This is a genomic window from Cupriavidus sp. FW305-26 (assembly GCF_058787975.1).
This window is the reverse complement of record NZ_JBYTAH010000005.1, coordinates 77081-103471: the sequence shown is the minus strand read 5'-3', so window position 1 is coordinate 103471 and position 26391 is coordinate 77081. Positions and strand designations below refer to the sequence as shown.

Below are 26391 nucleotides of genomic sequence, written 5' to 3'. Positions count from 1 at the left end.
AGTCCATCCATTCCATCCCACCGGGAACCACGTTCCCGGTGCGGCAACGGGTTCCCCATTCCTCTTCGGAGAACCCACAATGCTATACCCAACTGCTGTCGCCCTTCGCAAGATCCGTACGGCTCGCAATCCGCGCACGTACTTTGATTCGGTTGAAATGGCTGGAATCACCGAGTCCATCCGGGCTTCCGGTGTCTATCAACCCATCCTACATCGCCCCATCGAGGACGATGAGTTCGATTTCGAGCTCGTCGCTGGGGAGCAGCGCTACCGTGGCGTCGCGGAGGCCAATGGCTTGGCTTTCCGCTGAATTACGATTGGGAATCACAATGAAAAAATTGCCGGTTGACTACTACTTGACGCTTTCCGCCTTCCACCTATCGGAAGAGACTTTTTGCTGCTTTGGTCAAGAGCCCGTTTTGGCTAATAACTTTGCGAGCTATTTTGTGGAGGTCATTAACGTCTACGCACCTTCTGCTAGGCACTATGCAATACCAGAGGACCTGGAGAAGGTAATGCAATACGCGATGTCACTTGGCATCACGTTGCTGCATTTCGATGTGAGGGCCGACGAGATAGAGGTTTTGCCGCGGTATGAGTGGTCGTAGCCGTTTCGCGCCATGGGAAGAATTGAGGTGCCAATGCATGTTCGTGCTGTAAGGCGCAGAAGCCATGTAGGCGCGGCAAGCGGCCGCCAGCTGTCACCAAAACTTTGACGTTTTCCTCAAGGCCGCATTCCATACGAACCTGGTCTGTGTCTGGCTGTCCGCCACGTGGCAGCAACCAAATTGCGGGATCTTGCTACGCAAGCCAATATTGGCTATCCTCACATCACTTTCCGCGTCCCAGACGCATCGACCCCGCACCGCAAGGTGCCAGCTTCTGCAGTACGGTGCCCGCCCGCTTAGCCGGGCCAGTCCATCCATTCCATCCCACCGGGAACCACGTTCCCGGTGCGGCAACGGGTTCCCCATTGCTCTCCGGAGAACCCACAATGCAATATCCATCTGCTGTTGCCCTTCGCAAGATCCGTACTGGCCGCAATCCGCGCATGTACTTCGATCCGGTCGAAATGGCTGAACTCACCGAGTCCATCCGGACTTCCGGTGTCTACCAGCCCATCCTGCTTCGTCCGATCGAAGACGACGAGTTCGAGTTCGAGCTCATCGCAGGCGAGCGTCGCTACCGCGGTGCCGTGGAGGCCCACGGCATCGACTGGGTAATTCCCGCCCTCGTCAAGGTAATGACCGACGACGAGGCCGACCGAGCGGCGCTCATCGAGAACGTCCAGCGCGCGAACATGTCGCCGTCTGAAGAGGCCGTTGCCGCCTCGAAGATCGTCGGCCATTGCAAAGGTGATCGCGAGGAAGCCGCCAGGCTCCTGGGCTGGTCCCGCGCGACGCTGGATAAGCGCCTTGCTCTCATGAATTGCAGCCCGGATGTTCAGGCGGCACTGAATGAGCGCAAGATTCAACTCGGCCACGCCGAGTTGCTCGCCACACTCGCCAAGGACAAGCAGGACAAGCTCCTGCCGGTCATCATCAGCGAGAAAAAGGCGGTGTCGGAGTTGAAGAAAACGATCGAGGCGGCTGCGTGCAGCCTGGAAGTGGCCATCTTCGACAAGACCGACTGCGCCACGTGCCCGCACAACTCCTCGTTGCAAACGGAGATGTTTGGCGAGGCGATCGCGACCGGCAACTGCACCAACAAAGCCTGCTACGCCGAGAAGACCGACCGCAAGCTCGACGGCATCGTCTACGGGCTCAAGGAAGAGTATCCGATCGTGCGCATCATCCGGTCCGGCGACAACCATACCCGCATTCAGCTGAAGGTGGATGGTCCAACCGGGGTCGGTGAGGAGCAGGCCAAAGCTTGCCATGCCTGCCAGAACTTCGGTGCCGCGGTCAGCGGTCTGCCGGATTCCATGGGCAAGGTCTACAGCGGCCAGTGCTTCGACACGGCATGCAACCAGAAGAAGGTGGCTGCCCGAATCAAGGCGGAGCGTGATGCGGCCAAGGCGCCTGCTGCAAAGCAGACCGCTGACAAGCCAGCGGCGGCAACGAAGGGCGAAAAATCGTCCGCTACTGCCGAGAAGCCGGTCACGGTGATTAGCGAGTCGGAGAAGGTGAAGCAGTACCGCACCGAGCTCTGGCGCAAGGCGCTGCGCAAAGAAGTCGCGCAGAGTGCCGAGCAAGCCAACGCCTACCTGCTCGCAATCGCCATGAACGGTCTTTCGCGCAATATTGACGGCGACGTGATGGGCAAGTTCTTCGAAAAGCTCACCGAGCAGAAGTCGTCCTCGACCCTGCAAGGCTGTATCACGGCTGTGCATGGCATGGACGAGGGCCGTCGCCAGCAGTTGACGATCGGCATGACGGTGGCGGCAATTGGCGGCATGGAGGTGAACAACCTCCGGGAACTGTGCCGGTACCACAAGCTCGACCTGCGCAATCACTGGAACCTGCAGAAATCGCAGGACTTCCTGGAGATGCTGACCAAGTCCGAGATGAAGGTCCTGGCTGACGAACTTGGCATCCGCAAGGTGCTGGGAGACGGCTTTGCCAAGCTGTTTGGCAAATCCAAGGCTGAGGTCGTTGCCGGCCTTCTAGCCGTCGACGGCTTCGACTATACCGGCAAGGTGCCGAAGGTTCTCGGCTACTAATCTTCTTTCCAATCGGAGGCACCAAGGCGTCCTCCGCCTCATTCATTTCCCAAGGACTCACTATGTTCACTGAATTGGCTGCGCTCGTTCGCGCGAGCGAAAAGGTCGTCGTCACGCTCACCATGCAAGGCGACACCATGTCTGTCGTTGTCGTGCCCGTTGTCAAGGACGCTGCGGATGCTGCGCTGAGCACGCCCTTGGCGCTGTCGGCGACGCCGGCGGAGCTTGATGAAGGTTTCGCCGCGGCGATTGCTGGTGTCAGCGCTGCGCGTCAGTCGCTGGCTGAGCAGGCCGAGGCAACCAGGTCCATCCTGGAGGCGGCCAAGACCTCGCAGTCGACCAAAGCCACGAAGGCCCTGACCAAGGCGGCGGCGCCGACCGCATCGGAAACGTCCGAGGAGGACGATGACGACGACAAGCCGGAAGGCAGTGCTGGCGCGCAGGAAGCGGCGAAAGCTGACGACGGCGCGGCCAAGACGACCGGCACCGACCTCGCATCGCTGCTGTAAAGGAGACTGGCATGGCACTCGAAGTCAAGAAGCTCACGCGCGAGTTCTCCTATAACGGCATGACGCTGATGGACCCCGGTCCGCAGTTCACGCCCCAGCAGGTGCGCGACGTCTATTCCGCCCAGTACCCCGAGCTGACCACCGCCGCGGTGGATGGCCCGGAGCACAAGGGGGAAGTCGCGCGCTACACCTTCGTCCGCGCTGCCGGCGCGAAGGGCGCCGATGCGCAAATCTGACCTCATGAAGGCACTGTCCACGGGACAGTTTGCCTCCATCACCAGGGAGCCGCTCGAAAGGGCGGTTTTTTTACATTCTGAGGAGACTCAACAATGTTGTTCGATCCTCGGTCGTTTGTTCCTGACGTCCATCCGGGACAGCAACCCGCATGGACGTCACACCGAAAGCATCCCACTGCCGAACGTCGACCTGCCCATGATTTTCTGACGCTGCCGAAGCTTCCAGACTCTGTACCTGCCACTGCGCGTCTCACCTATGGCGATGAGCTGGAGGTTGCGGATCTGGTGCTGGCGCAGTTTGCGGCCGGCACGCTAAGAGCCAGCGATGTGTCGAACCCGACCAGTGCGGGGGATGCTCTCGCACAGGCCATGTTCGCATGGCTGGGGAAGCGAATCCCAACGTGTCAGCGATTGCAGTTCGGCGTGACGCTGATCGATCGCGGCGCTGCCATGGACCAGGTCATGCAGTTCGGCTGGGAAGACGGGCTGGAAGCGCCGCTCTACCTGGCCATCGAACTTCCCGGCGAGGAGGTGTATGCGATCGGGGAAGCGCGGGCGCAAGCCATTCGTGCGGCCCACCCGTCGTTGCTCTTCACGGCAATGAACCTGATCAATGCCGCGTGCGGCAAGTCGCTGTTCGTCCGTACGCCTGACATACTGCTGGACCAGTTCGCCCGCTGGCATTGGGATTACGACGCGACCCTGGCCGACGACGAGAACGCCCGGGAGTTCCTCAAGGAGAACTTCGGCGGCGAGGATGCCGACATCGAGCGCTATCTGCCGTCGGTGGTGCGCGCCGAGCTTGCACCTGACGACACCCTGCCACGGTATGCGCACGTCGACGCGGCTTCCGCGCATCTGCGTGAGCTGGGACCGCGCAACTTGCGTGCCCTGGCGCGCATGCATAGTGGGTGGCTGGGCGAGCTTTGTACGGCGCTCGCCGACCTTCGGCTGTTGCTGGCGAGGGTGGGGGAGCGGTCAGCCATTGCCGGCGCCCAATGCGCAGAGCCGGCCTATTCGGCCGCGACCATCGCCTATCGTCCCAGTGACCATGTGTCGGAGATCCTGGACGACCACTACGAATGCCTGAACAACGCTGGCGACGCCACGATGTTCCAATGCTTCATTCCTCTTGCAGACGACGCCGCGGCGATCCGCCAGCAGTTCTGCGATCTGGCAGACATGCTGCAAATCATCGGCGCGCTTGACGGCGTGCTCACACTCATTTCTTCATAGGAGGGCCTCATGGCCGAGATCCTGACCGCGTCGCGGTCGCATGACGTGGCGCTGCAAGGGGCCATATTGCTTTATGGCCGCGCTGTCGGAGACTTTTCGTATGCCACCGCGCATCGAATCGAACCGGACGGAAACACCGGCCGCCCCGTGATCGGGGCCGGCACGCCGCTCAATCGGCTGGCGCTGATTCAAGCGGTGCGCCAGGTCGCCGAGGCCTCGTTGCCAAAGGGCGAGTTCCTGACGCCCAATGTGCTGTCGATCAGCCCCGCCGCAGTGACGTGGTGGTGTCCGGCAGACCGTCGACGCGTCTTCTTCAACTGCAAAGAGCTTGGCGAGTGCAGCGCCGTGGTGCCGCACCCGCCCCTCGTCTTCCAGGCGTCGCACACGGGGTTCCGTGTCTTCGCACTGCCCGGGCAGGAGCGGCCGGTGCCGGCAACGGTGCTTTACGAGCCGCCTTACTTCAACACGTGGGACAACGGGAAGATCTGCATTGGGAGCGCACATGTGCCCAAGCAGATCGACGTCGCATCTGTTGCAGGATGGGAATCCGGGTTCTTCAACTCGGCATTCACCCATCCCAACCACGGCGGCCAGCGCGTGAAGTACAAGCGCGGCGCCTACGCCTTCTGGAAAGACATGCTCGGCGGGCAGTTTCCGGACTACCCGAGGCAGGTTCTCATCCCCATGAAACGTACGCTGGCCGATCTGATCGCCGGCAAACTGGACCATTGATCATGCATCCTGCTGATGTGACCCTGCAACAATCCTTCCCGTCCATCATGATGCCGCGCCTTTCCAAGCTCGAACCCATGACCCGGGCGGGGGAGCGGCTGCTCATCGCAGCCAACGGTGTTTTCCTCGAGATCACGCGCCCCTGGCTAAGGGTTGTTCGCCGGCTTGGCGGCTTTCAGCATCGCACGGCCATCCCGTATGGCAACGCGGGCGAAGAGACGGATCTCCTGTGCGGCCGCATTCCCGCACAATTGATCGGCAAATTTGCCGAAATGGCGCGCGCCGCCTATCCGAAGGAAACGGGTGCATGGCTGGTGTGGAATACCTCGAACCATGCCTTCAGGCTGGTCCCGGTGCAGATCCTCGAGCATAGTGCTGGTCACCTGAAGTATGACCGGCCAGCGTTGGCAGACGATGACATGCTGGTGGTGGACTGCCATTCGCATGGCAGATCACCTGCATTCTTCTCGCCTATAGACGATGAAGACGATCAGCACGACGTGAAGTTTGCGTTCGTGTTGGGAAACTGCGCCGCGCCGGTGCCGTCCATGGCCCTCCGGCTTTGTGCCAAGGGAATCTTCGAGGACATCGAGACTGTGCCAGCAGAGTGGTATGCGGCTGCATCCTTGGAGGTCGTGGAATGATCGAGCATCGTATTCCCGAGATCATGACCCGACGCGCCTGGAATGTTGTCGTCGTCGGTGCCGGCGGTACTGGCAGCGCCTTGCTACCCAATCTGGCGCGGCTGCATCACGCCATGCTTGAGCTGGGCCACCCCGGTGGCATCGAGTGCACGGTCTACGATGACGATACGGTCAGCGAGACCAATGTCGGCCGCCAGGGCTTCTATCCCGTGGACGTCGGTCAGCCCAAGGCGACTTTGCTGGTCAACCGGCTCAACAATCTGATGGGCACGCGCTGGGAAGCGCGCGTCTGTCGCGTTGGTAGCCGGGATCGCTTTACCTGCGACATGGTGGTCGGCTGCGTCGACACACGGCAGGCTCGTAAGGCCATCCTGGGCGCGATCAGCCGGGGGACCGGTGGCTACTATCTTGACTGCGGCAACGATTCGGACAGTGGCCAGGTCATCCTCGGTCAGGTTCGCGGCAAGGCCGCTGAGCGACTGCCTCACGTGGGCGATCTCTTTCCGGAGCTGTTGGACCCGAAAGGGGACAAGAAGGACACGGCTCCGTCGTGCTCCATGGCCGAAGCACTTAGCAAGCAGTCGCTGGTCATCAACCAGGCGATGGCGGTGCAAGCGTACAACCTGCTGTGGACGCTGTTTCGCACGGGCACCCTGCAGTACTGCGGCGCGTTCGTGAATCTGGCGGTGGGTCGCACGAATACGCTGCCAGTGGATCCCCAGGCTTGGGAACGATTCGGGTATCACCTCCCCGAGCCGAAGCGGCGTGCGAAACCCGTCCCGCGCCAAGCCGGTTGAGCCCTCCGCGTTGTTGGGGATGGCTTTTCCCTTTGGCGAGTTCGGGTTGCATTAATCCGGGGCCCGTTTGACCGTAATATCCGCGCCGCTGGCGCGAACCACCTTCATCAACCCGTTGGGGCACTAGCCCTGCGGGCGTGCTCCATCTCTTACCTTGGAGCACTTCATGAGCAATTCTTCCAACACGCCGCGCGCTTATCATCGCATCTTTGTGACCGGGAGCTGGCTGCCGGACAACACCGCGGTCGGCGCCTACTGGAACGGCACGATGTGGAACGGCTTTCCGGTCCCTGTGTTCACACGCGAAGACGGCGACGGACTGTGTGCGGTCATGCCGAACCTTGTCTACGTGGAGCGCCGGCAGGCGTTCCTCTTCGACGAAAATCAGCACGTTGAATGGTTTCGTCCCTCGATCGCCGTGGTGGACGGCAAGGAACAGCACCTCTACGCAATCGGCGATAGCTGGTGTTGGCAGTTCGCGGAGACTAGGGACGATGCGAGCAACGGGATCTGGCTCTCCGGTAGCTACCTGCAACTCCGTCTGCGACCGGGTGTGCACGCATGGATTCAGGGACTGGCACGGTCGAATGGCCAGGCGGTGGAACACTACGCTGAACTTCTGCTGGCAAGCTTCTGCGAAGAGCGCAGGGACGGGCGGCCCAAGTTCGATCTATCCGGCTTCGAGGCGACAGCGTCGCGCGCGCAGCACGCAACACACATTCCGGATGGCGATGCCGTGCGCGTGCACCGTGGACCGTGGCTCAACGTCGTGGACGCTGTGTTGTCGCTCGTCGCAGCAGAAGACGGCGGCGAGCCATCGAGGCTCTCGCGCGAGATATTTGCAGAGGCCGTGCTGGATGGTCTCGCTCGTGAGCTCGGCGGTGTGGTGTAGCCGGACCTCTCCACATTCTCCGCCGAGCCTGCTACCATTGCGTCACCTACCGCGTCTCAGACGCATCGACCCCTTCCGGTTGTATAGCCGGACATCTCTTCTCTCTCCTACGGGCCTTCCTGCCCGTGGGCATGTTGGCCCTTTTTCCTTGAGGCCATCATGTTCAAGCGATTCTTCCTGCTTTGCCTTTGCTGCGCCATTTTCACCGGCTGCGCTGCACAGCCGACTTCGCCGAACACCTATCGGGGTTCCGAAGCGCTACGCCGTGGTAGCGCCGAAGCTGTCACCGTCGTCCGGGTGCGTCCGGTCACGATCGTTGACAGCGACGGATTGATGTCGGCGAAGACTGGTGTGCCTGGTGTTCTCGGCGCCGTTGTCGGCGCCGTGCTTGGCGCTCGCGTCATTGGCAACGGCAACGGTCGTTACCTGGCTGGCGCCTTATCGGGCACCGTCTCCGCGGTGATCGCGCAAACGGCAGCCAACCATCTGGGCCGCCGCAACGGCGTTGAGGTCATTGTCCGCACGGACAACGGCCGGCAAATCGTCGTCACCCAGGATGCCGATCAGCAGTTCGTCACTGGCGAGCAGCTGTACCTCGTCTCGAGTGCCGGTGGCTATCGCTTGACTCGCTAACAGGCTCCAGTCCGGAGCCTCGTCTCTTTCACCTTCCCCACGCGGGCCTCCCGCGCGGGGGGTCTGTCGCGACCTGGAGTTCACCATGTTCGACGTTGCAGAAGCATCCCCCATCACCATTACCCCAATCGAAACGAAAGGGAAATACATCTTTGAAGTCGCGGATAACATCCGTCGGCAACTGCGCAGTGCTGGGCTCGAGCCGGAATGGCTCAACGCTGCCAACTTCATGGATGACGACAACGAAGCCTTGTACGGTCCGAAGTCGTCCCGTCAGTGGCCCCAGTTCGGTGCACGTGAACGGCTTGCCGTCTCCGTGCATCGCGGCTGGTCGGAGGGGTGGGCGGTCTTCGTTGATCGCGTCGGTTACACCGGCGATGCGTCCAACCTGGTCACCACTGCCCAGAAACTGTTGGTCGGCAAGATGCTGTCCGAGCGCCAAGCCTGGGACACTGTCCGCGCGATCAGCAAGATGTTCGATATTGCCTGATATCCAGGCCTATCCCTTCGCAAGCCCGAGAGGGCTTGCCCAACCCCTCGGGGTTCGGCAAGTCGCTTTCACCCGCGTTATCGACGCATCGACCCACTGTCCGGCAACTCCGGACCAACCCATTGCGGGACACTCATCCCGACAAGGGAGGGGATGTCTCCATCTGATTCGAGGATATCCATGAAGCTTCCCAAGTCTTTTCTTCTTCCCCACGCTCCCGGCACTCCGGCAGCATGCCAGGCGCTGCGTCGCGACGCATGCCGCATGCTGCGCCGCTTTGCCGGTGACATGGCCTTGCGCTCACGCGATTACACGATCCGTGAGCATCGTCAACGCCGGCGCGAGGTGGCCGTGTTCGCGCTTCAGACGGAATCGTTGCTGCTCGAGATCCAGTATCCGCCAGGCGCCGAAGGCATTCGTATGTCCTACCGGACGTGCCGCGGTCGCAATGACCTCAGCGGTGGCCGCAACAACGCCATCCATTTGCCTTCACTCTGCACCGATGAGGGCTATACAAATCTGCTGACCACGCTTCGCGTGGTTGCTGGTCGGCGCAGTTGAGGGATCATCATGACGACGCTTATCAAGGTCTCATTCACATCAACGGCAGGCGAGGAAATCAACGTTCAGGCGCAGTTCGAGCCGATGTCTGAGCTCGTGACGCTGCCCTCACAATTGCTTGAGCATGTACAGCGAGCCAGGGCTGCAGGTGATGGGCATGCCCTCGTTGCCGATGAGGACGGGTATCGCTATCCGCTGCAGCCGGTTGGAGATGGTGCTTACCAGCTTGACCGCTCGCGTCGGCATCGACAAAGGCGACTGGAGCAAGCCTGGAAGGCTGTTACGGCGCCAACCAGGAGTCAGCGGCAGCAGTCTGGCCGCTTTGCACACACGCTGTCAGCCGCTGCGCTCCTCGGCGCCAGCGTCTACGTGGGGTCTAGCAACGTATGGACGCTGATCGCCCTAACCGACGTTCTGAGCCTCGTCGGTGTCGGCGCTGCACTATTTCTCGTAGGCGCAGTTCTTTCCAAAGGAGACTGAGTGATGACTCTCGGCCTTTTTGTATGGATTCTCGGCGGTGCCATCTTGGCCTTCCTGCTCTGGGCAGACCGAAACGGTCGTCGTGTACACAAGGACTAAGCGCAGTTTCGTCCACGCCCAGCCATCTGCGGTCGCAAGTCCGCAAGCGCCGATCCAATCGGCTCACCGCATGAACGCACTCCACATAAGGATTGCGTTTTCATTTCCGGACCCACACGGGCGTCGCCCCGATGGGGCGGCTCCCTCTCACAGGAGTATCCCCAATGAACGACATCGTCTATGGCGCTGGCTCGGCCAGCTATCCTGCCGGCGTGCTGTTGCGCGTCGGCCTCTATGACTCGAACCTGCGTCCGGCACTCCAGCTGGTCTGCGCTGACGATGGCATGCCCTATGCCTCGCTCAGCGTGAACTTGCCTGAGGCGCCATTGCTCGCCGGCGAATTCTGCGTGGCGGCCGACTGGAACCTCCCCGCGGACCTGAAAGCGACGTTGCTTGCCACCGGCAAGTTCGCTGACACTGGCCGCAGTACCGCAGGCTGCGACCAGGGCGGCTCTATCTGGCGCATCACGTGTCCCGAGCTGCTGTCGCAGGTTGCGGCTGCCCGGATTGTCGCCAGCCGGTCCCGTCCGACCTCGCGCATGGCCGCCTTCGCTTAGCGCTACATCCCATTTCCAACCCTTTCGGGGCACGTCCCCGAAGGGGCGCGCTCCGTCCTGGAGCACTTCATGTATGTCATCACACTCGGCCAGCGTGCCGAAACTCGCACGACGCTCGCCGGCGTGCTGCATCTGCTCAACGACGACCGAGGCGAGACGGCCCAGCCGCGCTTCGAAGAGATCGCGGTGCGGCCCGTCGAAGCAGGAGATATTCCTGTTGTACGCTTGCCGCATGGCAGGTTCGGCGTTCGTCCTGGCGGAAGCGCCCGTTCGATTCTCGCGCGGGTCATCGATGAGGTGGATCGCTTCATCGTACGTGTGGGCGGAAAGGTCCTGCGTCCGCAGGAAATGAGTCGTGCATCCTGGGGTGCCATACTGGCGGCGGGCCGCTTGGCCTACTTCCCGGAGGAAGCCATCGACTTGTCACCAGGCGCGGCCGGACCGCTGTTCCAGACGGCGGATCTCTTCGAGGAGTCGGGGCCCTTCGACATTGCGCAATATATGCAGTCCGAATTTGTCCGGCGCTTTGGCTATGGCACCAACGGGCCGTTGTACGACCCAGCTCAGATCCCGAACGCCCGTCATGAAGTGCATGTCGCGTACGCGCTCTTGCGAGGCGAAAAGCTTCGTGATTGTGTGCTGAACACGTACCGCGACAATCCGCGTTTCGGGCGGTCGGACCTGGACTGGCTGGAGCCGCTGATCGCTGTGCCTGCACTGCGTGGCGCGCTGCCGGCCCATCACCTGCAGGCTCTCTGCCGTCTCCTGCGACTCGAGAAGATCGCAATCACGCCGCAGAACGCGCCGAAGCTCCTGGCGATCGTTCGACGCGTCCCTGCCGACGGCACCGATGTGCACGTGGACGACGCCCTGTACGAGGCTGGCGTACTTGCACCACGGCCCACCCCTGTGGCGCGCCCGGCGGAGGGGCAGGCCGCAGCGCCCGTCTCTGCGCTTGCCTCGCGGATTCATCACCTCATCACGCTGCGGCAGTTCCATGCGACGATGGATAAGGCGAAGGCGCAGCGCGAAGCGTTGGAGATCAGCCAGCGGCATTTTGACGACATTGCCAGGCGGGCAGTGCATGCCCGTGTGGCGACCGGCTTCGACTGGCCCAACAAGGTCGCACTGGGGGTCCTTCAACGGGACGTGGCCACGCTTTTGCATATCTTCGACAATCCGAAGGACTGGAATGTCGACTCCAAGCGCGCCTTGCGCGAAGAGCTCGACGTCGACCTGCTGCAATGCACCGCGGCGGTTCGTCGCCAGCGCATCTTTGAGATGTGCGGCTTCTCAGCGGCGGAGCAACAGCGCTGGGAGCAGCAGGCGGCGGCCGCGAAAGCTAGCCGGCTGGCGTTGCAGGATTTCGAGGATGCCCGCAAGCGGGCTGAGGCGTCGAACTGGCGGCTTGAGAGCGGGAAGGTACTCAATGGCCGCGAGTACGTGGACTTCTGCATTGCCGAGGGCTTCTCGGAGATCGTCGATGTGCCGCGCGGTCGCGCGCGCGAATATCGCATCCGCGATCCGCACCGCAGCATGTCCCGACGCCTGCGCGCCAAGGATGGCACGCTGGCCTATGCCAGGGCAAAGCTGGCGCAGGCCGGCACGCCCAGGGCGCTCGCAGCCTGAATGAACTTACCCCTGGCCAACCGGCCGGGGGATTTCCTTGAAACACATAGCAAAGGTGCGAGTTTTCAGCGGCACCGAATGTCACGTCGTAAGTTAGCCTCTCTCCATCGCGAGCTGTGTTCGCACTGATCCGGATCAGTCCAAACACAGTTTCACCCGCGTCCTGGACGCATCGACCCCAACGCCGGCCTGCCGGCCATCTCTTGAACCTCCCCACAGGGACCGCTCCCTGTGGGGGACGGCCTGTGGGATCCCCCTAAGGAATCCCATGGAACTCAATCCCTCCCAACTGCAGAAGCTACTTGCTGCTTGCATTCCGGCCACGCTGCCCGTCCTCGTGACTGGTGCGCCTGGCATCGGCAAGAGCGATATCGTCGCTCAGGCCGCCGCGGACGCTGGCCATGAGCTGCTCATCTCTCATCCTGTGGTCGAAGATCCGACCGATTCGAAGGGCTTGCCCTTCCCGTCGTCCGACGGCGCTCACGCCCGGTTCCTGCCCTTCGGGGATCTGGAGCGCGCGCTGGGTGCTCGGCGTCCGCTGGTCTGGTTTATCGACGACCTGGGCCAGGCCACGCCAGCCGTCCAGGCGGCCAAGATGCAGCTGCTGCTGGCCCGCCGGATCGGCGAGCACGCACTGCCGCCACATGTGACCTTCATTGCTGCAACTAACCGCCGCGTCGACAATGCCGGCGTCTCCAACATCCTCGACCCGCTGAAGTCACGCTTCGCGACGATTGTGGAGCTGATAACGTCGATCGAGGACTGGACGCGCTGGGCGGTGGCAACGAACCAGCCGCCGGAGCTGATCGCGTTCTTGCGGTTTAAGCCCGATCTGCTGCTGTCCGAAGACCGGACTCGCGAGATCGAGAACCTTCCCAGCCCCCGAAGCTGGGGGATGGTCGGCAAGCTGTCGAAGGTGGTGCCTGCCGAACTCGAGCATGTGGCCTTCGCCGGCGCTGTCGGGGAGGGCGCTGCGACGGAGTTTGTCTCGTTCAAGCGCCTCTTTCGCCAGATGCCGTCTCCGGATGGCGTACTTGCGGCGCCCGCCTCCGCACCGATCCCGACCGATGTCGCGGTGCAGTACGGCATTGCCACGGCGCTCGCGCGCCTGGCCAACGCCAACAACTTCGATCGCGTGATGGTCTATGCGAACCGGCTCCACGAAGCGGGGCTCGGCGAGTTCGCCGTGCTCCTTGTGCGAGACGCCGTGGAGCGCGATGCGTCGATCGCCAGCACCCCTGCATTCATCGTGGCGCAGGGCGGCCCGATCGGGACTCACATCCGCGGCCAGTAAAGCCGCCTTTCTGCAACAGCAACACATCTGCCGGCCGGCTCGGGTCTACCCGAGTCGGCCTTTTTCCTTTCCGCTGCCGCTTTGCGGCACATTTCTGTGAGGATTCATCATGAACATTACCAACCTGACGTCCCGCGTCATGCTGTCGACCCTCAACATCTCCGTCTGGCGCGCACGTCGCTTCGATACCCGTGCTACGCAGGAGGTGGAGGCCAAGCACGAAGCCAAGGACATCGGTCGCTTCAACAAGCGGCTGCTGACCGACGGTGCAACGTCCTACAAGGAGGTCTGCGCCATTGGCAATCGTGCGCGCTCGCTGTTCGATAGCCACTCGCTGGACTACGACCAGCTGGGCGTGCGTCTGCTGCCCACGACCGTCTACATGGAGGTCGCGGAGAAGCTGCGCGCGCTGCGCGATGAGTTCGACGGCGCCAAGGCGCAGTTCCTGGCCGACTATCCGCGCCTGAAGGACGAAGCACGGGTCGCGCTCAACGGTCTCTTCGACGAGGCGGATTATCCGACCGAGGCAGAGCTGCGTAAGAAGTTCGGTATCCGCTTCTCCGTGCTGCCTTTCCCCGATGCTAGCCAGTTCGGCATCGATCTGCCGCCCGACGTGCTGCAAGGCCTCCGCGACGAGATGGACGCGCGAGTCATGGGCGCTGTGAAAACGGCCAACAATGACCTGGTGGGCCGTCTGTACGAAGCCGTGCAGCACTTCGCCAACCGCCTGTATGGGGAAGGCAATGTGCGGCTTGACGTGGCCGACAAGTTGCGTGAACTCAGTGCGCTGCTGCCGAGGCTAAACTTCTCTGAAGACCCCGTGCTCGCGGACATCCTCGCCACGACCCAGGACCAGCTTGCTTGCTACACCGGGGCACAGCTCAAGGATGACCCGCTGCTGCGGCTGAACGTGGCTGAGCGCGCGATGGAAATCGAAGCGCAGATGGCCGCATTCATGGGCGGCCCGCCGCCGGCGCTGACGCGCGAGCAGGGCGACATGCCCATGCTGCAATTGCTTGCCGCGTGAGGTTGCCATGCATGCGCGAATCGTGAAGCAGCGCGCGGCGCTGGTGCTATCGCAACCATTCTTCGGTGCGCTGGCCCTGCGCTTGGCCCTCGTTGAGGATCCGGCGTGCGAGAGCTTGTGGGTCGATGGCGTGCGCCTGGGCTACAACCCGGCGTATGTCGAGACGCTCGATGACCTCGAACTGCGGGGCGTGCTCGCGCACGAAGTGCTCCACGTGGCCAATGGCCATTGTTGGCGCATGGGGGCGCGGGATCAGGAGCGGTGGAACCGCGCGTGTGACTATGCGGTGAACCCGCTGGTGCTCAACGCCCAGTTCAAGCTGCCTCAGGGCGTCTTGCTAGACGGGCGATACCTGGGCAAGTCGGCAGAGGAAATCTACGCGATGCTGCGGCAGGAAGAATCGTCGCAGCAGCCGGATGCCGAGGCTGGCAGCGGCTCGGGAACTGAGCCGTCACCGCAAGCCGGTGGTCAGCAGCCAGCACCACCTTCGACAGGCTGTGGCGAGGTGCGGCAATACACGGGCGCCGACCGGCCGACGGTGGAGGGCGAATGGCGCGTAGCCGTGAATCAGGCTGCGAAAGCGGCCAAGATGCGCGGCGCGCTGCCTGGCGACCTTGAGCACCTGGTGGAAGCCGCGCTTCGGCCGTCTGTCGACTGGCGAGCGGTGTTGCACCGCTTCGCCGCCCAGGCGGCCCGGTCGGACTACAGCTGGAAAGTGCCCAACCGTCGCTACGCCCACTTGGGCCTCTATCTGCCGTCGTTGCATTCCGAAGCGGTGGGAGACGCGGTGTTCGTGCGCGACTCCAGCGGCTCGGTCTTCGACGAGACGCAGCGGCAGTTTGCGGCGGAGATTATTGCGGTGCACCAACACCTGCAGCCGGCCCGGCTTATCGTCATCGATTGCGATACGCGGGTCACGCAGGTACAGGTCTTTGAGCGCGACGAGGTGGTTGACCTGCAGCGGCTGAAGGGCGGCGGGGGGACCAGTTTCAAGCCGCCCTTCGCGTGGCTGGAGCATGAGGGTATCGAGCCAGCCTTCCTCGTCTACCTCACCGACCTGTACGGTGCATTCCCTGCCGCGGCGCCTAGCTATCCAGCCCTCTGGGCTTCAGTCACGCCGCTGGATCGCATCGCCGCACCACCTTTCGGTGAATGCCTAGAGGTGATCGTTTGACGCGAGCCCTGGCTACGGCCGGGGCACTTTCTGCGGAACGAAGTCACCACTGATCTGTCCATTCCTGTAACCCCTCAAGCGAGCCACGGACGTGCCGATCGTGGGTACCGAAGTGGTCGTAGCAGGCTCCAGCCCCGGCGCACCCCGGGGCGTTTCTTTTTGGATTCCTATGTCAGCAAGCATTGCTCAATCCGAAGCATGTGGTCGGACTGTCCGCGTAGCCGAAACAACGGCAGGTGTCAGTCGCAGTGAGCGGCTGGGCCGTTGCCAAAGGCAGCACGCGAGTTGCCGGCATGGGACGCCAGAGGAGCGAGCTTTGGAACCCCAGCTTCTTGTGATGGACGTCGACCGCCTGCCGAGACATGGCATCGCGCGCCGTGTCGACGAGTGGTTCTCAGTAGTCCGCAACCGACATTTCTTGCCGTTTGACGACTGGCTTGCAATCGTTGCAATGCCCGTGCAATCTGCAGTGGCGGGCATGCGATTGTCGCAAGGCAATGTCGCGTTTGAACTGCGCCACGGCAAGCAATACGCGATCGAAGACTCGGCGCATGGCGCCAGGACGTTTCAATGCATCATTGACAGCCGCGTGCCGCTTGTGGCCTTCATTGACGAGCCAGGCTACCGGGGACCGTGGATCACGGTCCGAAATCTCTTTACTATCGAAGAGATGGTGAGCATGCGCGAACTGCGCGAATGAAAAAGGAAAGGGCCCAACGCGTCTGCGTGTCGGGCCCTTGTTCTTTACGGGTTTTGGCAGAAAGACGACACTTATGTGCGAGCTTTCCGGAAAATTGCCTTGAGCATGCTCATACTTTTGCCGCCGGCTCGGCCTCCGTCGTCGGCGCGGTGGCTTCGATTGTCGCCCCCAGACCGTCGCCATAGGTGAGGGTGGGAATCCGCGAGATGGTCCCCTCCAAGGCTGCAGAGGTACCAAGCCGGATGGTACCGGCATAGGCAATCCGGCCCTTCACGCGGCCATTGATATGCAAGGAGATCCGGGCCGCCACATCGCCCTCGACGGTGCCATCGATCAGCACGCGATCGCCTTCAACGGTGCCACGAATCAGCCCTTCCGCACCGATATGGAACAAGCCTCGGGACGAACGCAAATCGCCGTCGACCAGGCCAAAACAGCTGACGCCGTGGTCGCAGGCCACGTGCCCGTGGATACTAAGTCCGGCCTGAATCAAACAGGTCTGGATGACTTGACCGACAGCTGGCCGGCCCTTTTTTGCAATCTTTGCAGCGCATAAGACACAAAGAGGGCGACTGTCGCGAGGTCATGCGTAATCGCGCGTCAGGCGTGTGCTTTGGAGCCGTGGAGCTGAAGTCCCAACGCCTTGATCACCTTCAAGATCGTGCCAAAGCTCGGATTGCCTTCCGTCGACAGCGCCTTGTATAGACCTTCGCGCGACATGCCAGCGTCCCGCGCAACTTGCGCCATGCCGCGCGCCCGCGCAATCACGCCAAGCGCATGGGCAATGAAGGTTGGATCGTCGCCGCCTTCTAGCAGGCAGGCTTCGAAATACTCGGCGATGTCGTCTTCCGACTTCAGGTGCTCGGCCGAATCCCACGGCCGGGTTTTGATTTTGTCCATTGCTCACTCCGTATCAAGTTGACCAAGCATCTTGTGTGCGGCCTTGATGTCTGCCTTCTGCGTGGATTTGTCACCGCCACACAGCAGAATCACCACGACGGCGCCGCGCTGCACGTAGTAGACGCGGTAGCCCGGGCCGTGGTCGATCCGCAGCTCAGTGATTGGCGCCCCAGCGGAATTCGTGTCGCCAGGGTTGCCCATCGCCAGACGGTCAATGCGTGCTTGAATGCGGCGCTGGGCCATACGGTCCTTGAGGCTGTCGAACCAGGCGTCGAAGACTTCAGTCGTGCGGATCGTGATCATGGGAGAAGTGTAATCCGTGGTTCACGGGATGTCAACTGTGGTTCACAGTTTGTCAACGGCCCAGCATGACAGAGCAGATCCAATGAAAGGGCCCAACGCGTCTGCGTGTCGGGCCCTTGTTCTTTACGGGTTTTGGCAGAAAGACGACGTTTATGTGCGAGCTTTCCGGAAAATTGCCTTGAGCATGCTCATACTTTTTTCGCCGGCTCGGCCTCCGTCGTCGGCGCGGTGGCTTCGATTGTCGCCTCCAGACCGTAGCCATAGGTGAGGGTGGGAATCCGCGAGATGGTCCCCTCCAAGGCTGCAGAGGTACCAAGCCGGATGGTACCGGCATAGGCAATCCGGCCTTTCACGCGGCCGTTGATATGCAAGGAGATCCGGGCTGCCACATCGCCCTCGACGGTGCCATCGATCAGCACGTAATCGCCTTCCACGGTGCCCCGAATCAGCCCTTCCGCACCGATATGGACCAAGCCTCGGGACGAGCGCAAATCGCCATCGACCAGGCCAAAGCAGCTGACGCCGTGATCGCAGGCCACGTGCCCGTGGATACTGAGTCCCGCCTGAATCAAACTGAAGGTTCTTTGCTGGGTCATGTCGGGAATCAGAACAGTTTGATCTCGTTACCGCGGCTGGCTGCCGGGGTTACCTGCGCGGTTTGTGCGGGGGAGGCCTGTTGCTGCCTGGTGGGCGCCGACGCAGCCACGTTCTGCTTCGGGGCTTGCGGCTTGGGCGCTTGGGGCTTGGCCCGGGTCTCGGCAGCGGTTGCTGAGCTCGCAGCAGGCGCGGCCGCGGAGACCGCCGGCGCGGCAGAGGGCGAGGGGACAGTTGTGGGCTCAGCAGCGGCTGGCTGCGCGACGCTTGGCTGCGACGCGGGCCATTCGTGGCCACCCTCTTCGGCTGGTGCATTGGCCGCTGGCAAAGCAGCAGCCGTCGACGACTCGGGGCGCCTGTGCGCGTCGCCCGCCGCGAGCCAGCGCCCGCCGCCGAAGGCAAGAACGGCAATCAGCACAATGGCAAGGCCCTGCCAATGGATCGGTTTGACACGCGCCCAGACGGACACCGTCTCGTTCCCGGACGGCGTGTGAGGCGGGGGCAGCGCCGACGGGGCGCCACGGCTGGTGGCACCGGACAGGGCCAGTTCGATCGTGACGGGCGGTTCCGCGTAGTGCGCGTGCAGGCGTTCGATTTCCTTGATGTCCATACTGTCTTTCGTGTATCAAGCTTGATCGATCAGCTTTCCGTCGGGGGAGAAGCAGTCGTTGTCGGGCATGCAAAGCCGGTGGATCGCGCGGATTTGTCTCGCGGCGCCAAAGATCGCTTCGTCCTTCTCAGTGTCGGTAATGGACTGGGCCATGTAGGCCCCGAGCGCACGGTGGAAGAGCCTGTCGTGCTGGTTAAGCAGCCGGATTAGCCGTCCGGCTAGCGAGTGTGTCACCACAAGCTGCCGTTGGTCGAACCTAAGGCTGAGATGACGCCTTGGCTGCCGCTCAATCCATTGCAGCCTCGCGTCCATCCATTCCTGCGCCGCTCGGAAGGTCTCGTCCAGGGCGAGGATCTTGCCTTTGCTGGCCACTGAGAATTTTGACGTGATGTAGTTGTAGTCGCTGCGCAGGAAGTTCCGTACGAAGTCGGTGCAGTAGGACACTTCTGTGCCGCTGTCCGTTTGAGGAACGATCTTGGCGACGCGTCCCTCGCTGAGCATCCGGCGGATGGGCTTGGGTCCGGCGTCTGCTGCGGTGGTGTCAGAAGGCGCGTCCCGCGACGATATCAGCGGTATCGGACGCGGCTCGCCATCGGGCAGATGGTGGGAAGGTTCGGCCATGTTTCATGTGGTGGGATCTCTCTCAGCAGGAATTCTGAGACAAAATACTGCACACATGCCCGGAGAAAGCGACACATAACTGGCGAGCTTTCTGACTTTTTTCCAGGTGCCGATGTGCCACAATTCACTCACACCTCGCGTCACTGACGCATCGACCCTGACTCCTGGCGAGTCCATCTTTTGCTTCAAGTCGTGCCATTTGCGCACGCGCCGACCGGTTGGCTACCGGTGTGGATATTCCTTGTGATAAGTGTTTTCGCCGAGCACTTCCCTCATCAGCTCGTAATACGCGTCCTTCGCTGTGCCTCTTCATGAGTGCAAGCTGGACACCGTTCGAGCCTGGGACCATGTGGCGTCTCTCTCCAGGCCCCTCCTAGGCAGAACGGCTGACGTCGAGCCGATCCGTGAACCTGCGGCCGAACCTGTGGGTTCGCGAAATGGGTTGTTGTGCAGCGTGACCATGCTGCACGAGGACGACTTTACGTCCTCAGCATGAGCGGCGCGTACGTAGCGCGCTGCTCCCTGAGTGCCACGCCCCCGGAAGGGGCGTGGCATGCAGGTCTCTTGAACAAAGCTCGCTTTCCGGCGCACCCGGGACGCGGGCTTATTTTGTTTGTGAGAAGCCTGTTTCGGGGAGATGCCATGCACCACGATTCCGAGATTTCCGCCGCCATCGCGGCAACGCTGCTTCGTCGGCGTCCGATGTACAAGGACATGCCGGCAGCCTGGCGAAATCTTTGCGAGGCGGCACACGTCGCCAGTCTTCCGGAAGCCGCTCGCGCGGCCTTCCTTTCCACCGTAACGACCCAGCGCGGGGCAGACACAGCCTTGCGCCTACGGGAGCATGGTGCGTCCATCCGGGCGAACGTCGTTCGTTTTCTCTCAGAAAGGAGAATGAACGCATGCATGCACCCATCACCTACAGCGGCTTCGACGGACCGAGAAGCCTTCTAGAAGAGCGGCCCATGCGGCCGCCCATCATCGGTAAGATCCGGCCGGGCATCAAGGTCCTGACTCGCAAGGCTCGGGAGAATCCCGAAGCCGTGCGAATCCACGACGCGATGCTTGCCCAAGGACATTCATTTGAATCGATCGGCATCCAGATCGAGCGCAAGACCCAATTGCGCAATGCCCTCGTGCCGAAGAACGTGCCATGGTTTACCTGCCGGGGCTCGGACTTCGCGAATCCTGACGTGGCCGATGACATCATGCAGCGCTACGGCGAAGACCGCGGCGATGGCAATGGCCTGAAGCTATGGCGCTTCCCCGTGGTGTTCGCCTTCGACGACTGGCTGCGCAACATGCCAAATGAGCTGGTGACGTACGCGGCCAGCGGCAAGCAGTTCTTTTCGGAGTACGGACCGGACGGCTTGCGCTACTGCAAGACCTACGCGCCGGTGCAACGCGATGCGCGAGCCAATCGTGCGAAGCGCGTGTGGGGTGGTCGACCAGTCGTCCTCCGTCAGGACGAGGCAATTCCGGACGGCCGTTGCGATCCACACAGCTGCCCGCAGTACCAACAAGGCCTCTGCAATCTCTCCGCCTCTTTCTTGTTCGCGGTCCCGAGCACTCGGGGCCTGGGCTTGATCGAATTGCCGACAACGTCGATTTATGTCCTGCAGAAGGCGCACGCGGCGATGCAGACCGTCGCGCTTGCACGCGGGCGTCTGGTCGGGGTCCAGTTCTTCCTGAGCAAGCAAGAGGTCGAGATCAGCCGGATCGAGCCCGAATCCGGCAAGCCGGTGCGGCAGATGCAGTGGCTCATCACTCTTGATGCGGATCTTGATCTGGCCGGGCTGCTCGACGGCTCCGATCGGCCGCAGCTCGCGCATGTCGAGGCCGCGCAACACGCGGTCGCAGCGCTCGATGGCACACCAGACGCGTCACAGCAGCGTGAGTCTTCAGGCGATTTTCCTCCAGAGGCTGAGCGTGCGTTGCCCGATGCGCATGCCCAGCACGCGGCCGATGAAGACCTGGCCGCGGAGTTCAACGAGCTCGCCGGGCGCCTCGGCTTCGGCAACGAGCAGGGTCGCATGGATCTGCGCGTATTTCTGCAGAACAGCTTTGGCGCCGGATGGACGAAGCGGCCCGAAGCGGTTCGGCAGGTGGTGAACGACATGCGCATTGCGTCGGCGAACAACCCGGTCGCATACCGCGAGCAGGTGAAGGCTATCGCCGCCGAGATTTCTCCCTGAGCCTGGCCTGCGTGCCGGCTCGACTTATGGACGCCCGATGGCGTCCATGCTTCTTTTCGCTTCGCTGGTTATTCCGCCGGCACATTCCCTATCCATAGGAGGTTCCATGCTCAACGAAGGCGATAGCCTGCGTCTGGGTCATTTTTCAGACCTGCATTACTCGCCCAGCCATCTGGCCGAGGCAGACCACTGCTTTGGCTTCGCGGTCGACGATGCGATAGCGTCGGCCTGCCACGTCGGGGTCGTGTCGGGAGACGCCACCGATCATCGCCTTGACGCGCACACGCCCGCGCTATCCGCGCTGGCACGCCAGATCCACCGGCTGTCGGCCCACATGCCCGTCCTGCTGCTGCAGGGCACGTACAGTCATGAGCCACCGGGCACGCTGGACCTGTTCCGACTCATCGCTGTGCACTATCCCGTATACGTAGCCGATCGCATCCATCAGGTAGCGCTGTGCGCGGGGCAGTTTGTCCCGTCGGACGGGCCGCTTTTCTCGACCGCTGAAATCGACGTGTTGCTGGCCCAGCACGGCATGCCCGAAGTTGTCTTCACCTGCGTGCCGACCGTCAACAAGGCGGTACTGGCTGCTGCCGCCGGCGTGGGCAATGCGGCGACGGCGGTGGGCGACCATCTTGCCCATTACCTAGCCGCGGCAGGGGCTATCAATCGCCAATGGCGGTCATTTGGCGTGCGTACGGTCGGCGTGTCACACGGCACGGTGAATGGCTGCCAGACCGAGCACGGCGTACCCATGGCCGGCTTCGACCATGAGTTCACCATCGGCGCGCTGTTCGAGGCCGAGTGTGACGCCTTCATGCTTGGCCATATTCACCGCGCTCAGCAATGGGAGCGGGAGGGCAGGGTAGTGGCATATCCCGGCTCAATCGGGCGATTCCACTATGGCGAGATCGGGGAGAAGGGATACCTGCGGTGGCAGGTGAGCCCCGGACATGCCACGGCCTCGTTGGTGGCCACGCCTGCACGCGAGACGGTGTGTGTGGACTTCGACGGCCCGCCGGACATGGCAAGGCTTGCCGACATTGCCATGGAAGCCGCTGACAAGTTCGTGCGCATTCGTTGGACGGTCAACGAGGAGCATCGTCAGTTGGTCGACCGCGACGCGGTTCTTGCGCTGTTCGGCCAAAGCGCCGAGGTCAAGATCGAGGCGCGCGTCTTGCCGGCCGTGCGTAGCCGCGCCGAAGGCATCAGCCGGGCCGCCAGCCTGCCGGAAAAGCTCTTCCGCTGGGGTGAGCTGACCGGCGTTGACACCGACCCGTTGATGGACCGTTTGACCATGCTGGAAACGCTCGATGCGCAGTCGATCGCGGACGGCGTGCTGGCCCAACTGCGCAAGGCGGGTGCGGAAACGCATCCCCGAGCGGAAGGGACACCAAGCGGCGTTGAACGCTCCGAGCCGAGCCCAGACCCCGTGGCGGCTCTCGCCTCGGCGCCGCTGGCCGACCAGTCAGGTATGGGCTGGCTCACCGATGATCTGTTCGCGGGGCAAACCGCCTAACCCTCTGAACGTGCGAGCCATGTTCCGACAGCCGTGGGGGCTGTCGAAACCCGGTTTCACCCCGCGTCATTGACGCATCGATCCAGCAGTATCCATTTCTTCTCTATTTACCCTGACGGGGTGCTTCCCGTCAGGGGCGCGCTCCGTCCAACCCCTGGAGTGCAACATGATTCTCTATCACGCCGGTCCGAAGTGGCTGCATGTTGAGGAAAGTGCCATGACCCGTACGGATCTGGCCAAGCGGTTGTGCGAGAACCACCAGTTCACGCAGTGCATGATGTATGAGCCGTTCGGACGCGGCCGCGGCGCTGTGATTGCCAAGCGCGATCACATACTGGTCATGGCGATCGCCACCGACGGTGGCAACACCTGGTACTCCGTGGCTCCGTCCAAGGAGCTGCAAGACCTTATCTGGTCGTTCTCGAACGGCTTTGCCGGACAGTGGAGCGCATTGGAGCTCAGGGCCATGACTGGCCTGGACGACTGGAAGGCGCTGCTGCAAATCGCTGGAGTTCAGTTTGCAGCGGCGGTGCGTTCGGTCGAACGCGCGATCACTGGCCTGCCGGAGCAGGATGTGCCGGCCGTGGCCGAGATGCCGGTGTTTGATGGCGACGCCATGGAGCTGCCGTCTGACTATCTCCACTCCTTTGGCACGGAGGTCGTCGAATGCGCCCATTGAAACTGACCCTCGCCGGCTTCCACGGTATCCGCGACGGCATGCACCGGGACAGTGTTACGGTGGATCTAACCGATCTGCCGGCGGGACTGGTTGCAATTGTCGGCCCCAACGGCACTGGCAAGACCACGATCATGGACAACCTGCATCCGTATCCGCTCATGCCGAGCCACGCGACGAAGATGTCGGCCGACGCTTTCTCGTACTGGGACCACCTCTGTGCCCCGCGCGCTGAGAAGGACCTCGAATGGGAGCACGGTGGCAAGGTTTACCGGTCGGCATTCGCGTTTCGCAACCCGGGCAAGAGCCGCAAGGCAGAGTATTACTTGTTCCAGAAGGATGCGACCGGCGACTGGAAGCCGATTCAATTGCCGGACGGTACCGTATCCGATGGCAAGGCCGACACGTATGGCCGCTGCCTTGACTCGGTGCTCGGATCGGCCGAAGCCTTCTTCACCAGCGTGTTTTCCGCGCAGAACAGGCGGCCGCTGGCGAGCTACCAGCCCGCCGAGATCAAGAAGCTGCTCGCCGAGCTGCTCGGGATCGATCACCTGCGCGAGCTGTCCGCGAAAGCGGGCGACGTGGCTAAGGCGCTGAGCCGTGCTTTGGATGGGCTACAGCGGGATGTACTTGCGCTGTCCGGAAAGCGCGACACCGTGGCAGCGATGTCTAGGGAGATTCAGGAGATCGACCAGGCCCTTGCTGCTGAGCGGATGCATCGTACGGAGTGGCTCAATCGTGGCAGCAAGCTGGAGCAGGAACGTGCCACGCTGGCTGCCAAGCAGGCGGCATCGGCGGGCACCGAAGCCCGGTTGCGCGAGTTGCATCAGCGCAAGAGGGAGTTGACGGCACGTGGCCAGCAGCTTGCCATTGACGATCGCACGGCGATTGCGAAGGCGACTACGCGGCAGCGGGACCTTGAGCATACCTTGGCGACGAGCCAGGCAACCCTTGCTCAATCCAAGGCGATCATCGCCGCGGGCGCGCAACGTGATGACGTGCAGATGACCCTTGGCCGTCGGCAAGCGGAACTTGCCGAACGGCAGCGGGAGCTGACCGAAGTTGAAGCCCTTGCGACGCGGCATGCGGGGCTGGTAAGTGAGCTGCGCGGGATGGAGCAACGCGGCTCGGTGGCGGCGCAGTTGGCGCGGACCCTCAAGGCCCAGACCGATGTCATGGATACCGTGCCTTGCAGCGGCCACCCAATGCACAGCCAGTGCCCATTGCTTGCGCAAGCCCGCGAGGCCAAAGGCCAATATGAGGCCCAGGCTATCGCGGTGACCAATCTCCGAACGAGCTACAGGGATAAGCAGGAAGCCCTGAGGCCGATGGAAGCGTCTTTACAGCGTCTGCCGGCGGCTCGTGAAGGGGTGGCATCCCTGCAGCGTGACATCGCGCGAGACAATCAGGAGCTTCAGCGCCTGACTGCCCTGGCGGCTCAGAGACCGTTGCTTGTCACCGCCGCCGCTGCGCTTGAGAAGGCACGGGGCGACCTGGCAGCCCTGGCGCAGGAGGAGACTGAACGGAAGGACCGGCTCGTCCGGGATCTCCAGGATGTTGAATCCCAGCTGGCTGCGGTGCAGCGAGAGGTTGACACACTGGCTGCAACCGACGTGACGGGTCTGATTGCGGACCTCGACCGCCACATTGCGGGCGTCCGGGAAGGGGTCAGCGCGGCCGACGGCAAGATCGAAACATTGATCCGCCGTCAAAGTGCGCTGGCCACCGACCGGGACCGCATCGAGCGGGAGCTTAGTGGTCTGCCGGCGCTTGAGTCGCAGGTGCAACGCCTGTCCGACGAAATCGCGCAGTGGAAGCTGCTCGGCAAGGGGCTCGGCAACGACGGCGTGATCGCGTTGTCGATCGATGATGCGGGGCCGGCCATTACCGGCATCGTCAATGACTTGCTGCTCGTCTGCTATGGGCCGCGATTTACAATCGCGATCCAGACGCAGACGACGCTGGCTAGCGGGGAAGCCCGGGAGGGATTCTCGATTGCGGTGCTGGATGCAGATAACGATAGCTCGAAGGAGTTTTCCGTGATCAGCGGCGGCCAGAAGGTGTGGATCAACGAGTGCCTGACGCGCGGTATCGCCCTGTATCGGGCGCAACACGCGCAGCAGTCCTTTCAGACGCTATTCACCGATGAAGCGGACGGCCCGCTGGACCCGGAGCGCAAGCGCGCCTTCATGAAGATGAAGCGTGAAGTGCTGCGGGTTGGCGGATATGAGCGGGAATTCTTCATCTCCCAGACGCCGGAGCTCGTTGAGGAAGCCGATGGCGTGATCGACGTCACGGCGCTTGCTGCCGGGGCGTAATCGCCTTCTCTATTTCATTCCATGGCCGGCTCCGAAAGGGACCGGCTTTTCCCTTTTTTCTGACCAAAAACTGGAGCAACCATGGGTCTGATGGTCGTCATCGCTGTTGAGGGTACCACCTTCGATGGCGCGGACGAACCGGCGAAAGCTGCTGCGCTCATGCACGTGTTGGCCGACAAGGCTGTGGCACGGATTCCGAAACATGAGGCGGGCGAGTCGACGCATTGTGCGCGCGGGCAGCGCTTTTCGAAGATCTACCGGCGGCCGGGCAGGCGGCGTGGCGGCGCATCGTTACTCCTTCCA

31 protein-coding genes are annotated in these 26391 nt (G+C 62.4%); 25 read left to right on the top strand and 6 right to left on the bottom strand.

Going from position 1 to position 26391, the window contains the following annotated elements:
- The first annotated feature begins 79 nt into the window (after positions 1-79).
- The 20 genes from AC3WQZ_RS05400 to AC3WQZ_RS05305 all read left to right on the top strand — a co-directional run bounded on the left by AC3WQZ_RS05400 (position 80) and on the right by AC3WQZ_RS05305 (position 16352).
- Positions 80-310, top strand: a complete 231-nt coding sequence (locus AC3WQZ_RS05400) for a ParB N-terminal domain-containing protein (protein ID WP_492300143.1) — start codon at positions 80-82, stop codon at positions 308-310.
- On the top strand, positions 291-608 hold the full coding sequence (locus tag AC3WQZ_RS05395; RefSeq protein WP_454749257.1) for a DUF5983 family protein: 318 nt from the start codon (positions 291-293) through the stop codon (positions 606-608). The genes AC3WQZ_RS05400 and AC3WQZ_RS05395 overlap by 20 nt, the downstream gene beginning before the upstream one ends.
- Positions 609-994: 386 nt before the next feature.
- The gene (locus AC3WQZ_RS05390) at positions 995-2662 is read left to right on the top strand and encodes a PRTRC system ParB family protein (RefSeq protein ID WP_454751125.1); all 1668 of its coding nucleotides are present in this window, start codon (positions 995-997) and stop codon (positions 2660-2662) included.
- A gap of 62 nt (positions 2663-2724) precedes the next feature.
- A complete protein-coding gene (locus AC3WQZ_RS05385; protein ID WP_454751124.1) occupies positions 2725-3171 on the top strand; it encodes a PRTRC system protein E in 447 nt (148 codons plus the stop codon).
- An 11-nt stretch (positions 3172-3182) separates the two neighbouring features.
- On the top strand, positions 3183-3407 hold the full coding sequence (locus tag AC3WQZ_RS05380; RefSeq protein WP_316157447.1) for a PRTRC system protein C: 225 nt from the start codon (positions 3183-3185) through the stop codon (positions 3405-3407).
- A 93-nt stretch (positions 3408-3500) separates the two neighbouring features.
- The gene (locus tag AC3WQZ_RS05375; RefSeq protein WP_454751123.1) at positions 3501-4643 is read left to right on the top strand and encodes a PRTRC system protein F; all 1143 of its coding nucleotides are present in this window, start codon (positions 3501-3503) and stop codon (positions 4641-4643) included.
- Positions 4644-4652: 9 nt separating this feature from the next.
- The gene (locus tag AC3WQZ_RS05370; RefSeq protein WP_454751122.1) at positions 4653-5375 is read left to right on the top strand and encodes a PRTRC system protein B; all 723 of its coding nucleotides are present in this window, start codon (positions 4653-4655) and stop codon (positions 5373-5375) included.
- A 2-nt stretch (positions 5376-5377) separates the two neighbouring features.
- Positions 5378-6019 (top strand): PRTRC system protein A, encoded by a 642-nt coding sequence (locus AC3WQZ_RS05365; RefSeq protein WP_454751121.1) that lies wholly within the window; start codon positions 5378-5380, stop codon positions 6017-6019.
- Complete coding sequence (locus AC3WQZ_RS05360; protein ID WP_454751120.1) at positions 6016-6816, top strand: PRTRC system ThiF family protein; 801 nt, start codon at positions 6016-6018, stop codon at positions 6814-6816. The genes AC3WQZ_RS05365 and AC3WQZ_RS05360 overlap by 4 nt, the downstream gene beginning before the upstream one ends.
- Before the next feature lie 166 nt (positions 6817-6982).
- Positions 6983-7708, top strand: coding sequence for a hypothetical protein (locus tag AC3WQZ_RS05355; protein ID WP_454751119.1), 726 nt, complete (start codon positions 6983-6985; stop codon positions 7706-7708).
- A gap of 159 nt (positions 7709-7867) precedes the next feature.
- Positions 7868-8341 (top strand): outer membrane lipoprotein, encoded by a 474-nt coding sequence (locus AC3WQZ_RS05350; RefSeq protein ID WP_454751118.1) that lies wholly within the window; start codon positions 7868-7870, stop codon positions 8339-8341.
- Between the two features lie 85 nt (positions 8342-8426).
- A complete protein-coding gene (locus tag AC3WQZ_RS05345; protein ID WP_454751117.1) occupies positions 8427-8831 on the top strand; it encodes a hypothetical protein in 405 nt (134 codons plus the stop codon).
- A 180-nt stretch (positions 8832-9011) separates the two neighbouring features.
- On the top strand, positions 9012-9392 hold the full coding sequence (locus tag AC3WQZ_RS05340) for a hypothetical protein (RefSeq protein ID WP_454751116.1): 381 nt from the start codon (positions 9012-9014) through the stop codon (positions 9390-9392).
- A gap of 9 nt (positions 9393-9401) precedes the next feature.
- Positions 9402-9872, top strand: coding sequence for a hypothetical protein (locus AC3WQZ_RS05335; protein ID WP_454751115.1), 471 nt, complete (start codon positions 9402-9404; stop codon positions 9870-9872).
- Between the two features lie 263 nt (positions 9873-10135).
- On the top strand, positions 10136-10528 hold the full coding sequence (locus tag AC3WQZ_RS05330) for a hypothetical protein (RefSeq protein ID WP_454751114.1): 393 nt from the start codon (positions 10136-10138) through the stop codon (positions 10526-10528).
- 69 nt (positions 10529-10597) lie between these two features.
- Positions 10598-12157: a hypothetical protein gene (locus AC3WQZ_RS05325; RefSeq protein ID WP_454751113.1), complete on the top strand. Its 1560-nt coding sequence runs from the start codon at positions 10598-10600 to the stop codon at positions 12155-12157.
- Between the two features lie 268 nt (positions 12158-12425).
- On the top strand, positions 12426-13451 hold the full coding sequence (locus AC3WQZ_RS05320) for an ATP-binding protein (protein ID WP_454751112.1): 1026 nt from the start codon (positions 12426-12428) through the stop codon (positions 13449-13451).
- Between the two features lie 109 nt (positions 13452-13560).
- Entirely contained in the window at positions 13561-14478 is a 918-nt protein-coding gene (locus AC3WQZ_RS05315) for a hypothetical protein (protein WP_454751111.1), read from the top strand.
- Positions 14479-14485: 7 nt separating this feature from the next.
- Positions 14486-15652: a vWA domain-containing protein gene (locus AC3WQZ_RS05310; RefSeq protein ID WP_454751110.1), complete on the top strand. Its 1167-nt coding sequence runs from the start codon at positions 14486-14488 to the stop codon at positions 15650-15652.
- Between the two features lie 316 nt (positions 15653-15968).
- A complete protein-coding gene (locus AC3WQZ_RS05305; protein WP_454751109.1) occupies positions 15969-16352 on the top strand; it encodes a hypothetical protein in 384 nt (127 codons plus the stop codon).
- Positions 16353-16461: 109 nt separating this feature from the next.
- Here AC3WQZ_RS05305 and AC3WQZ_RS05300 read toward each other — a convergent pair whose 3' ends face one another.
- From AC3WQZ_RS05300 to AC3WQZ_RS05275, 6 genes are all read right to left on the bottom strand, one after another.
- Positions 16462-16845: a bactofilin family protein gene (locus tag AC3WQZ_RS05300; protein ID WP_492300137.1), complete on the bottom strand. Its 384-nt coding sequence runs from the start codon at positions 16843-16845 to the stop codon at positions 16462-16464.
- Positions 16846-16952: 107 nt separating this feature from the next.
- Positions 16953-17252, bottom strand: a complete 300-nt coding sequence (locus AC3WQZ_RS05295) for an addiction module antidote protein (RefSeq protein ID WP_454750063.1) — start codon at positions 17250-17252, stop codon at positions 16953-16955.
- Between the two features lie 3 nt (positions 17253-17255).
- Positions 17256-17555, bottom strand: a complete 300-nt coding sequence (locus AC3WQZ_RS05290; protein WP_454750064.1) for a type II toxin-antitoxin system RelE/ParE family toxin — start codon at positions 17553-17555, stop codon at positions 17256-17258.
- A 188-nt stretch (positions 17556-17743) separates the two neighbouring features.
- Positions 17744-18151: a bactofilin family protein gene (locus tag AC3WQZ_RS05285; protein ID WP_492300135.1), complete on the bottom strand. Its 408-nt coding sequence runs from the start codon at positions 18149-18151 to the stop codon at positions 17744-17746.
- An 8-nt stretch (positions 18152-18159) separates the two neighbouring features.
- A complete protein-coding gene (locus tag AC3WQZ_RS05280; RefSeq protein ID WP_454749777.1) occupies positions 18160-18759 on the bottom strand; it encodes a hypothetical protein in 600 nt (199 codons plus the stop codon).
- A gap of 15 nt (positions 18760-18774) precedes the next feature.
- The gene (locus AC3WQZ_RS05275) at positions 18775-19380 is read right to left on the bottom strand and encodes a hypothetical protein (protein ID WP_454749778.1); all 606 of its coding nucleotides are present in this window, start codon (positions 19378-19380) and stop codon (positions 18775-18777) included.
- 492 nt (positions 19381-19872) lie between these two features.
- On the opposite strand from AC3WQZ_RS05275, the gene AC3WQZ_RS05270 reads away from it, so the two are divergent.
- The 5 genes from AC3WQZ_RS05270 (at position 19873) to AC3WQZ_RS05250 (ending at position 26088) form a co-directional block, all read left to right on the top strand.
- Positions 19873-20334, top strand: coding sequence for a DUF7696 family protein (locus AC3WQZ_RS05270; protein ID WP_492300133.1), 462 nt, complete (start codon positions 19873-19875; stop codon positions 20332-20334).
- Entirely contained in the window at positions 20283-21575 is a 1293-nt protein-coding gene (locus AC3WQZ_RS05265) for a recombination directionality factor (RefSeq protein ID WP_454749779.1), read from the top strand. The genes AC3WQZ_RS05270 and AC3WQZ_RS05265 overlap by 52 nt, the downstream gene beginning before the upstream one ends.
- A gap of 106 nt (positions 21576-21681) precedes the next feature.
- A complete protein-coding gene (locus tag AC3WQZ_RS05260) occupies positions 21682-23094 on the top strand; it encodes a metallophosphoesterase family protein (RefSeq protein WP_454749780.1) in 1413 nt (470 codons plus the stop codon).
- A 166-nt stretch (positions 23095-23260) separates the two neighbouring features.
- Positions 23261-23773, top strand: coding sequence for a hypothetical protein (locus AC3WQZ_RS05255; protein WP_454749781.1), 513 nt, complete (start codon positions 23261-23263; stop codon positions 23771-23773).
- On the top strand, positions 23761-26088 hold the full coding sequence (locus tag AC3WQZ_RS05250) for an SMC family ATPase (RefSeq protein ID WP_454749782.1): 2328 nt from the start codon (positions 23761-23763) through the stop codon (positions 26086-26088). The genes AC3WQZ_RS05255 and AC3WQZ_RS05250 overlap by 13 nt, the downstream gene beginning before the upstream one ends.
- The last annotated feature ends 303 nt before the right edge of the window (positions 26089-26391 follow it).

Bases quoted from the DNA above. Each gene is read 5' to 3' on its own strand.
- AC3WQZ_RS05330 (WP_454751114.1), top strand. From the start codon at position 10,136: ATGAACGACATCGTCTATGGCGCTGGCTCGGCCAGCTATCCTGCCGGC.
- AC3WQZ_RS05255 (WP_454749781.1), top strand. From the start codon at position 23,261: ATGATTCTCTATCACGCCGGTCCGAAGTGGCTGCATGTTGAGGAAAGT.
- AC3WQZ_RS05395 (WP_454749257.1), top strand. From the start codon at position 291: ATGGCTTGGCTTTCCGCTGAATTACGATTGGGAATCACAATGAAAAAA.
- AC3WQZ_RS05285 (WP_492300135.1), bottom strand. From the start codon at position 18,151: ATGACCCAGCAAAGAACCTTCAGTTTGATTCAGGCGGGACTCAGTATC.
- AC3WQZ_RS05325 (WP_454751113.1), top strand. From the start codon at position 10,598: ATGTATGTCATCACACTCGGCCAGCGTGCCGAAACTCGCACGACGCTC.
- AC3WQZ_RS05340 (WP_454751116.1), top strand. From the start codon at position 9,012: ATGAAGCTTCCCAAGTCTTTTCTTCTTCCCCACGCTCCCGGCACTCCG.
- AC3WQZ_RS05270 (WP_492300133.1), top strand. From the start codon at position 19,873: ATGAGCGGCGCGTACGTAGCGCGCTGCTCCCTGAGTGCCACGCCCCCG.
- AC3WQZ_RS05360 (WP_454751120.1), top strand. From the start codon at position 6,016: ATGATCGAGCATCGTATTCCCGAGATCATGACCCGACGCGCCTGGAAT.
- AC3WQZ_RS05290 (WP_454750064.1), bottom strand. From the start codon at position 17,555: ATGATCACGATCCGCACGACTGAAGTCTTCGACGCCTGGTTCGACAGC.
- AC3WQZ_RS05295 (WP_454750063.1), bottom strand. From the start codon at position 17,252: ATGGACAAAATCAAAACCCGGCCGTGGGATTCGGCCGAGCACCTGAAG.
- AC3WQZ_RS05375 (WP_454751123.1), top strand. From the start codon at position 3,501: ATGTTGTTCGATCCTCGGTCGTTTGTTCCTGACGTCCATCCGGGACAG.
- AC3WQZ_RS05315 (WP_454751111.1), top strand. From the start codon at position 13,561: ATGAACATTACCAACCTGACGTCCCGCGTCATGCTGTCGACCCTCAAC.
- AC3WQZ_RS05380 (WP_316157447.1), top strand. From the start codon at position 3,183: ATGGCACTCGAAGTCAAGAAGCTCACGCGCGAGTTCTCCTATAACGGC.
- AC3WQZ_RS05345 (WP_454751117.1), top strand. From the start codon at position 8,427: ATGTTCGACGTTGCAGAAGCATCCCCCATCACCATTACCCCAATCGAA.
- AC3WQZ_RS05350 (WP_454751118.1), top strand. From the start codon at position 7,868: ATGTTCAAGCGATTCTTCCTGCTTTGCCTTTGCTGCGCCATTTTCACC.
- AC3WQZ_RS05370 (WP_454751122.1), top strand. From the start codon at position 4,653: ATGGCCGAGATCCTGACCGCGTCGCGGTCGCATGACGTGGCGCTGCAA.
- AC3WQZ_RS05390 (WP_454751125.1), top strand. From the start codon at position 995: ATGCAATATCCATCTGCTGTTGCCCTTCGCAAGATCCGTACTGGCCGC.
- AC3WQZ_RS05275 (WP_454749778.1), bottom strand. From the start codon at position 19,380: ATGGCCGAACCTTCCCACCATCTGCCCGATGGCGAGCCGCGTCCGATA.
- AC3WQZ_RS05280 (WP_454749777.1), bottom strand. From the start codon at position 18,759: ATGGACATCAAGGAAATCGAACGCCTGCACGCGCACTACGCGGAACCG.
- AC3WQZ_RS05250 (WP_454749782.1), top strand. From the start codon at position 23,761: ATGCGCCCATTGAAACTGACCCTCGCCGGCTTCCACGGTATCCGCGAC.
- AC3WQZ_RS05320 (WP_454751112.1), top strand. From the start codon at position 12,426: ATGGAACTCAATCCCTCCCAACTGCAGAAGCTACTTGCTGCTTGCATT.
- AC3WQZ_RS05260 (WP_454749780.1), top strand. From the start codon at position 21,682: ATGCTCAACGAAGGCGATAGCCTGCGTCTGGGTCATTTTTCAGACCTG.
- AC3WQZ_RS05365 (WP_454751121.1), top strand. From the start codon at position 5,378: ATGCATCCTGCTGATGTGACCCTGCAACAATCCTTCCCGTCCATCATG.
- AC3WQZ_RS05400 (WP_492300143.1), top strand. From the start codon at position 80: ATGCTATACCCAACTGCTGTCGCCCTTCGCAAGATCCGTACGGCTCGC.
- AC3WQZ_RS05355 (WP_454751119.1), top strand. From the start codon at position 6,983: ATGAGCAATTCTTCCAACACGCCGCGCGCTTATCATCGCATCTTTGTG.
- AC3WQZ_RS05310 (WP_454751110.1), top strand. From the start codon at position 14,486: ATGCATGCGCGAATCGTGAAGCAGCGCGCGGCGCTGGTGCTATCGCAA.
- AC3WQZ_RS05335 (WP_454751115.1), top strand. From the start codon at position 9,402: ATGACGACGCTTATCAAGGTCTCATTCACATCAACGGCAGGCGAGGAA.
- AC3WQZ_RS05265 (WP_454749779.1), top strand. From the start codon at position 20,283: ATGCATGCACCCATCACCTACAGCGGCTTCGACGGACCGAGAAGCCTT.
- AC3WQZ_RS05385 (WP_454751124.1), top strand. From the start codon at position 2,725: ATGTTCACTGAATTGGCTGCGCTCGTTCGCGCGAGCGAAAAGGTCGTC.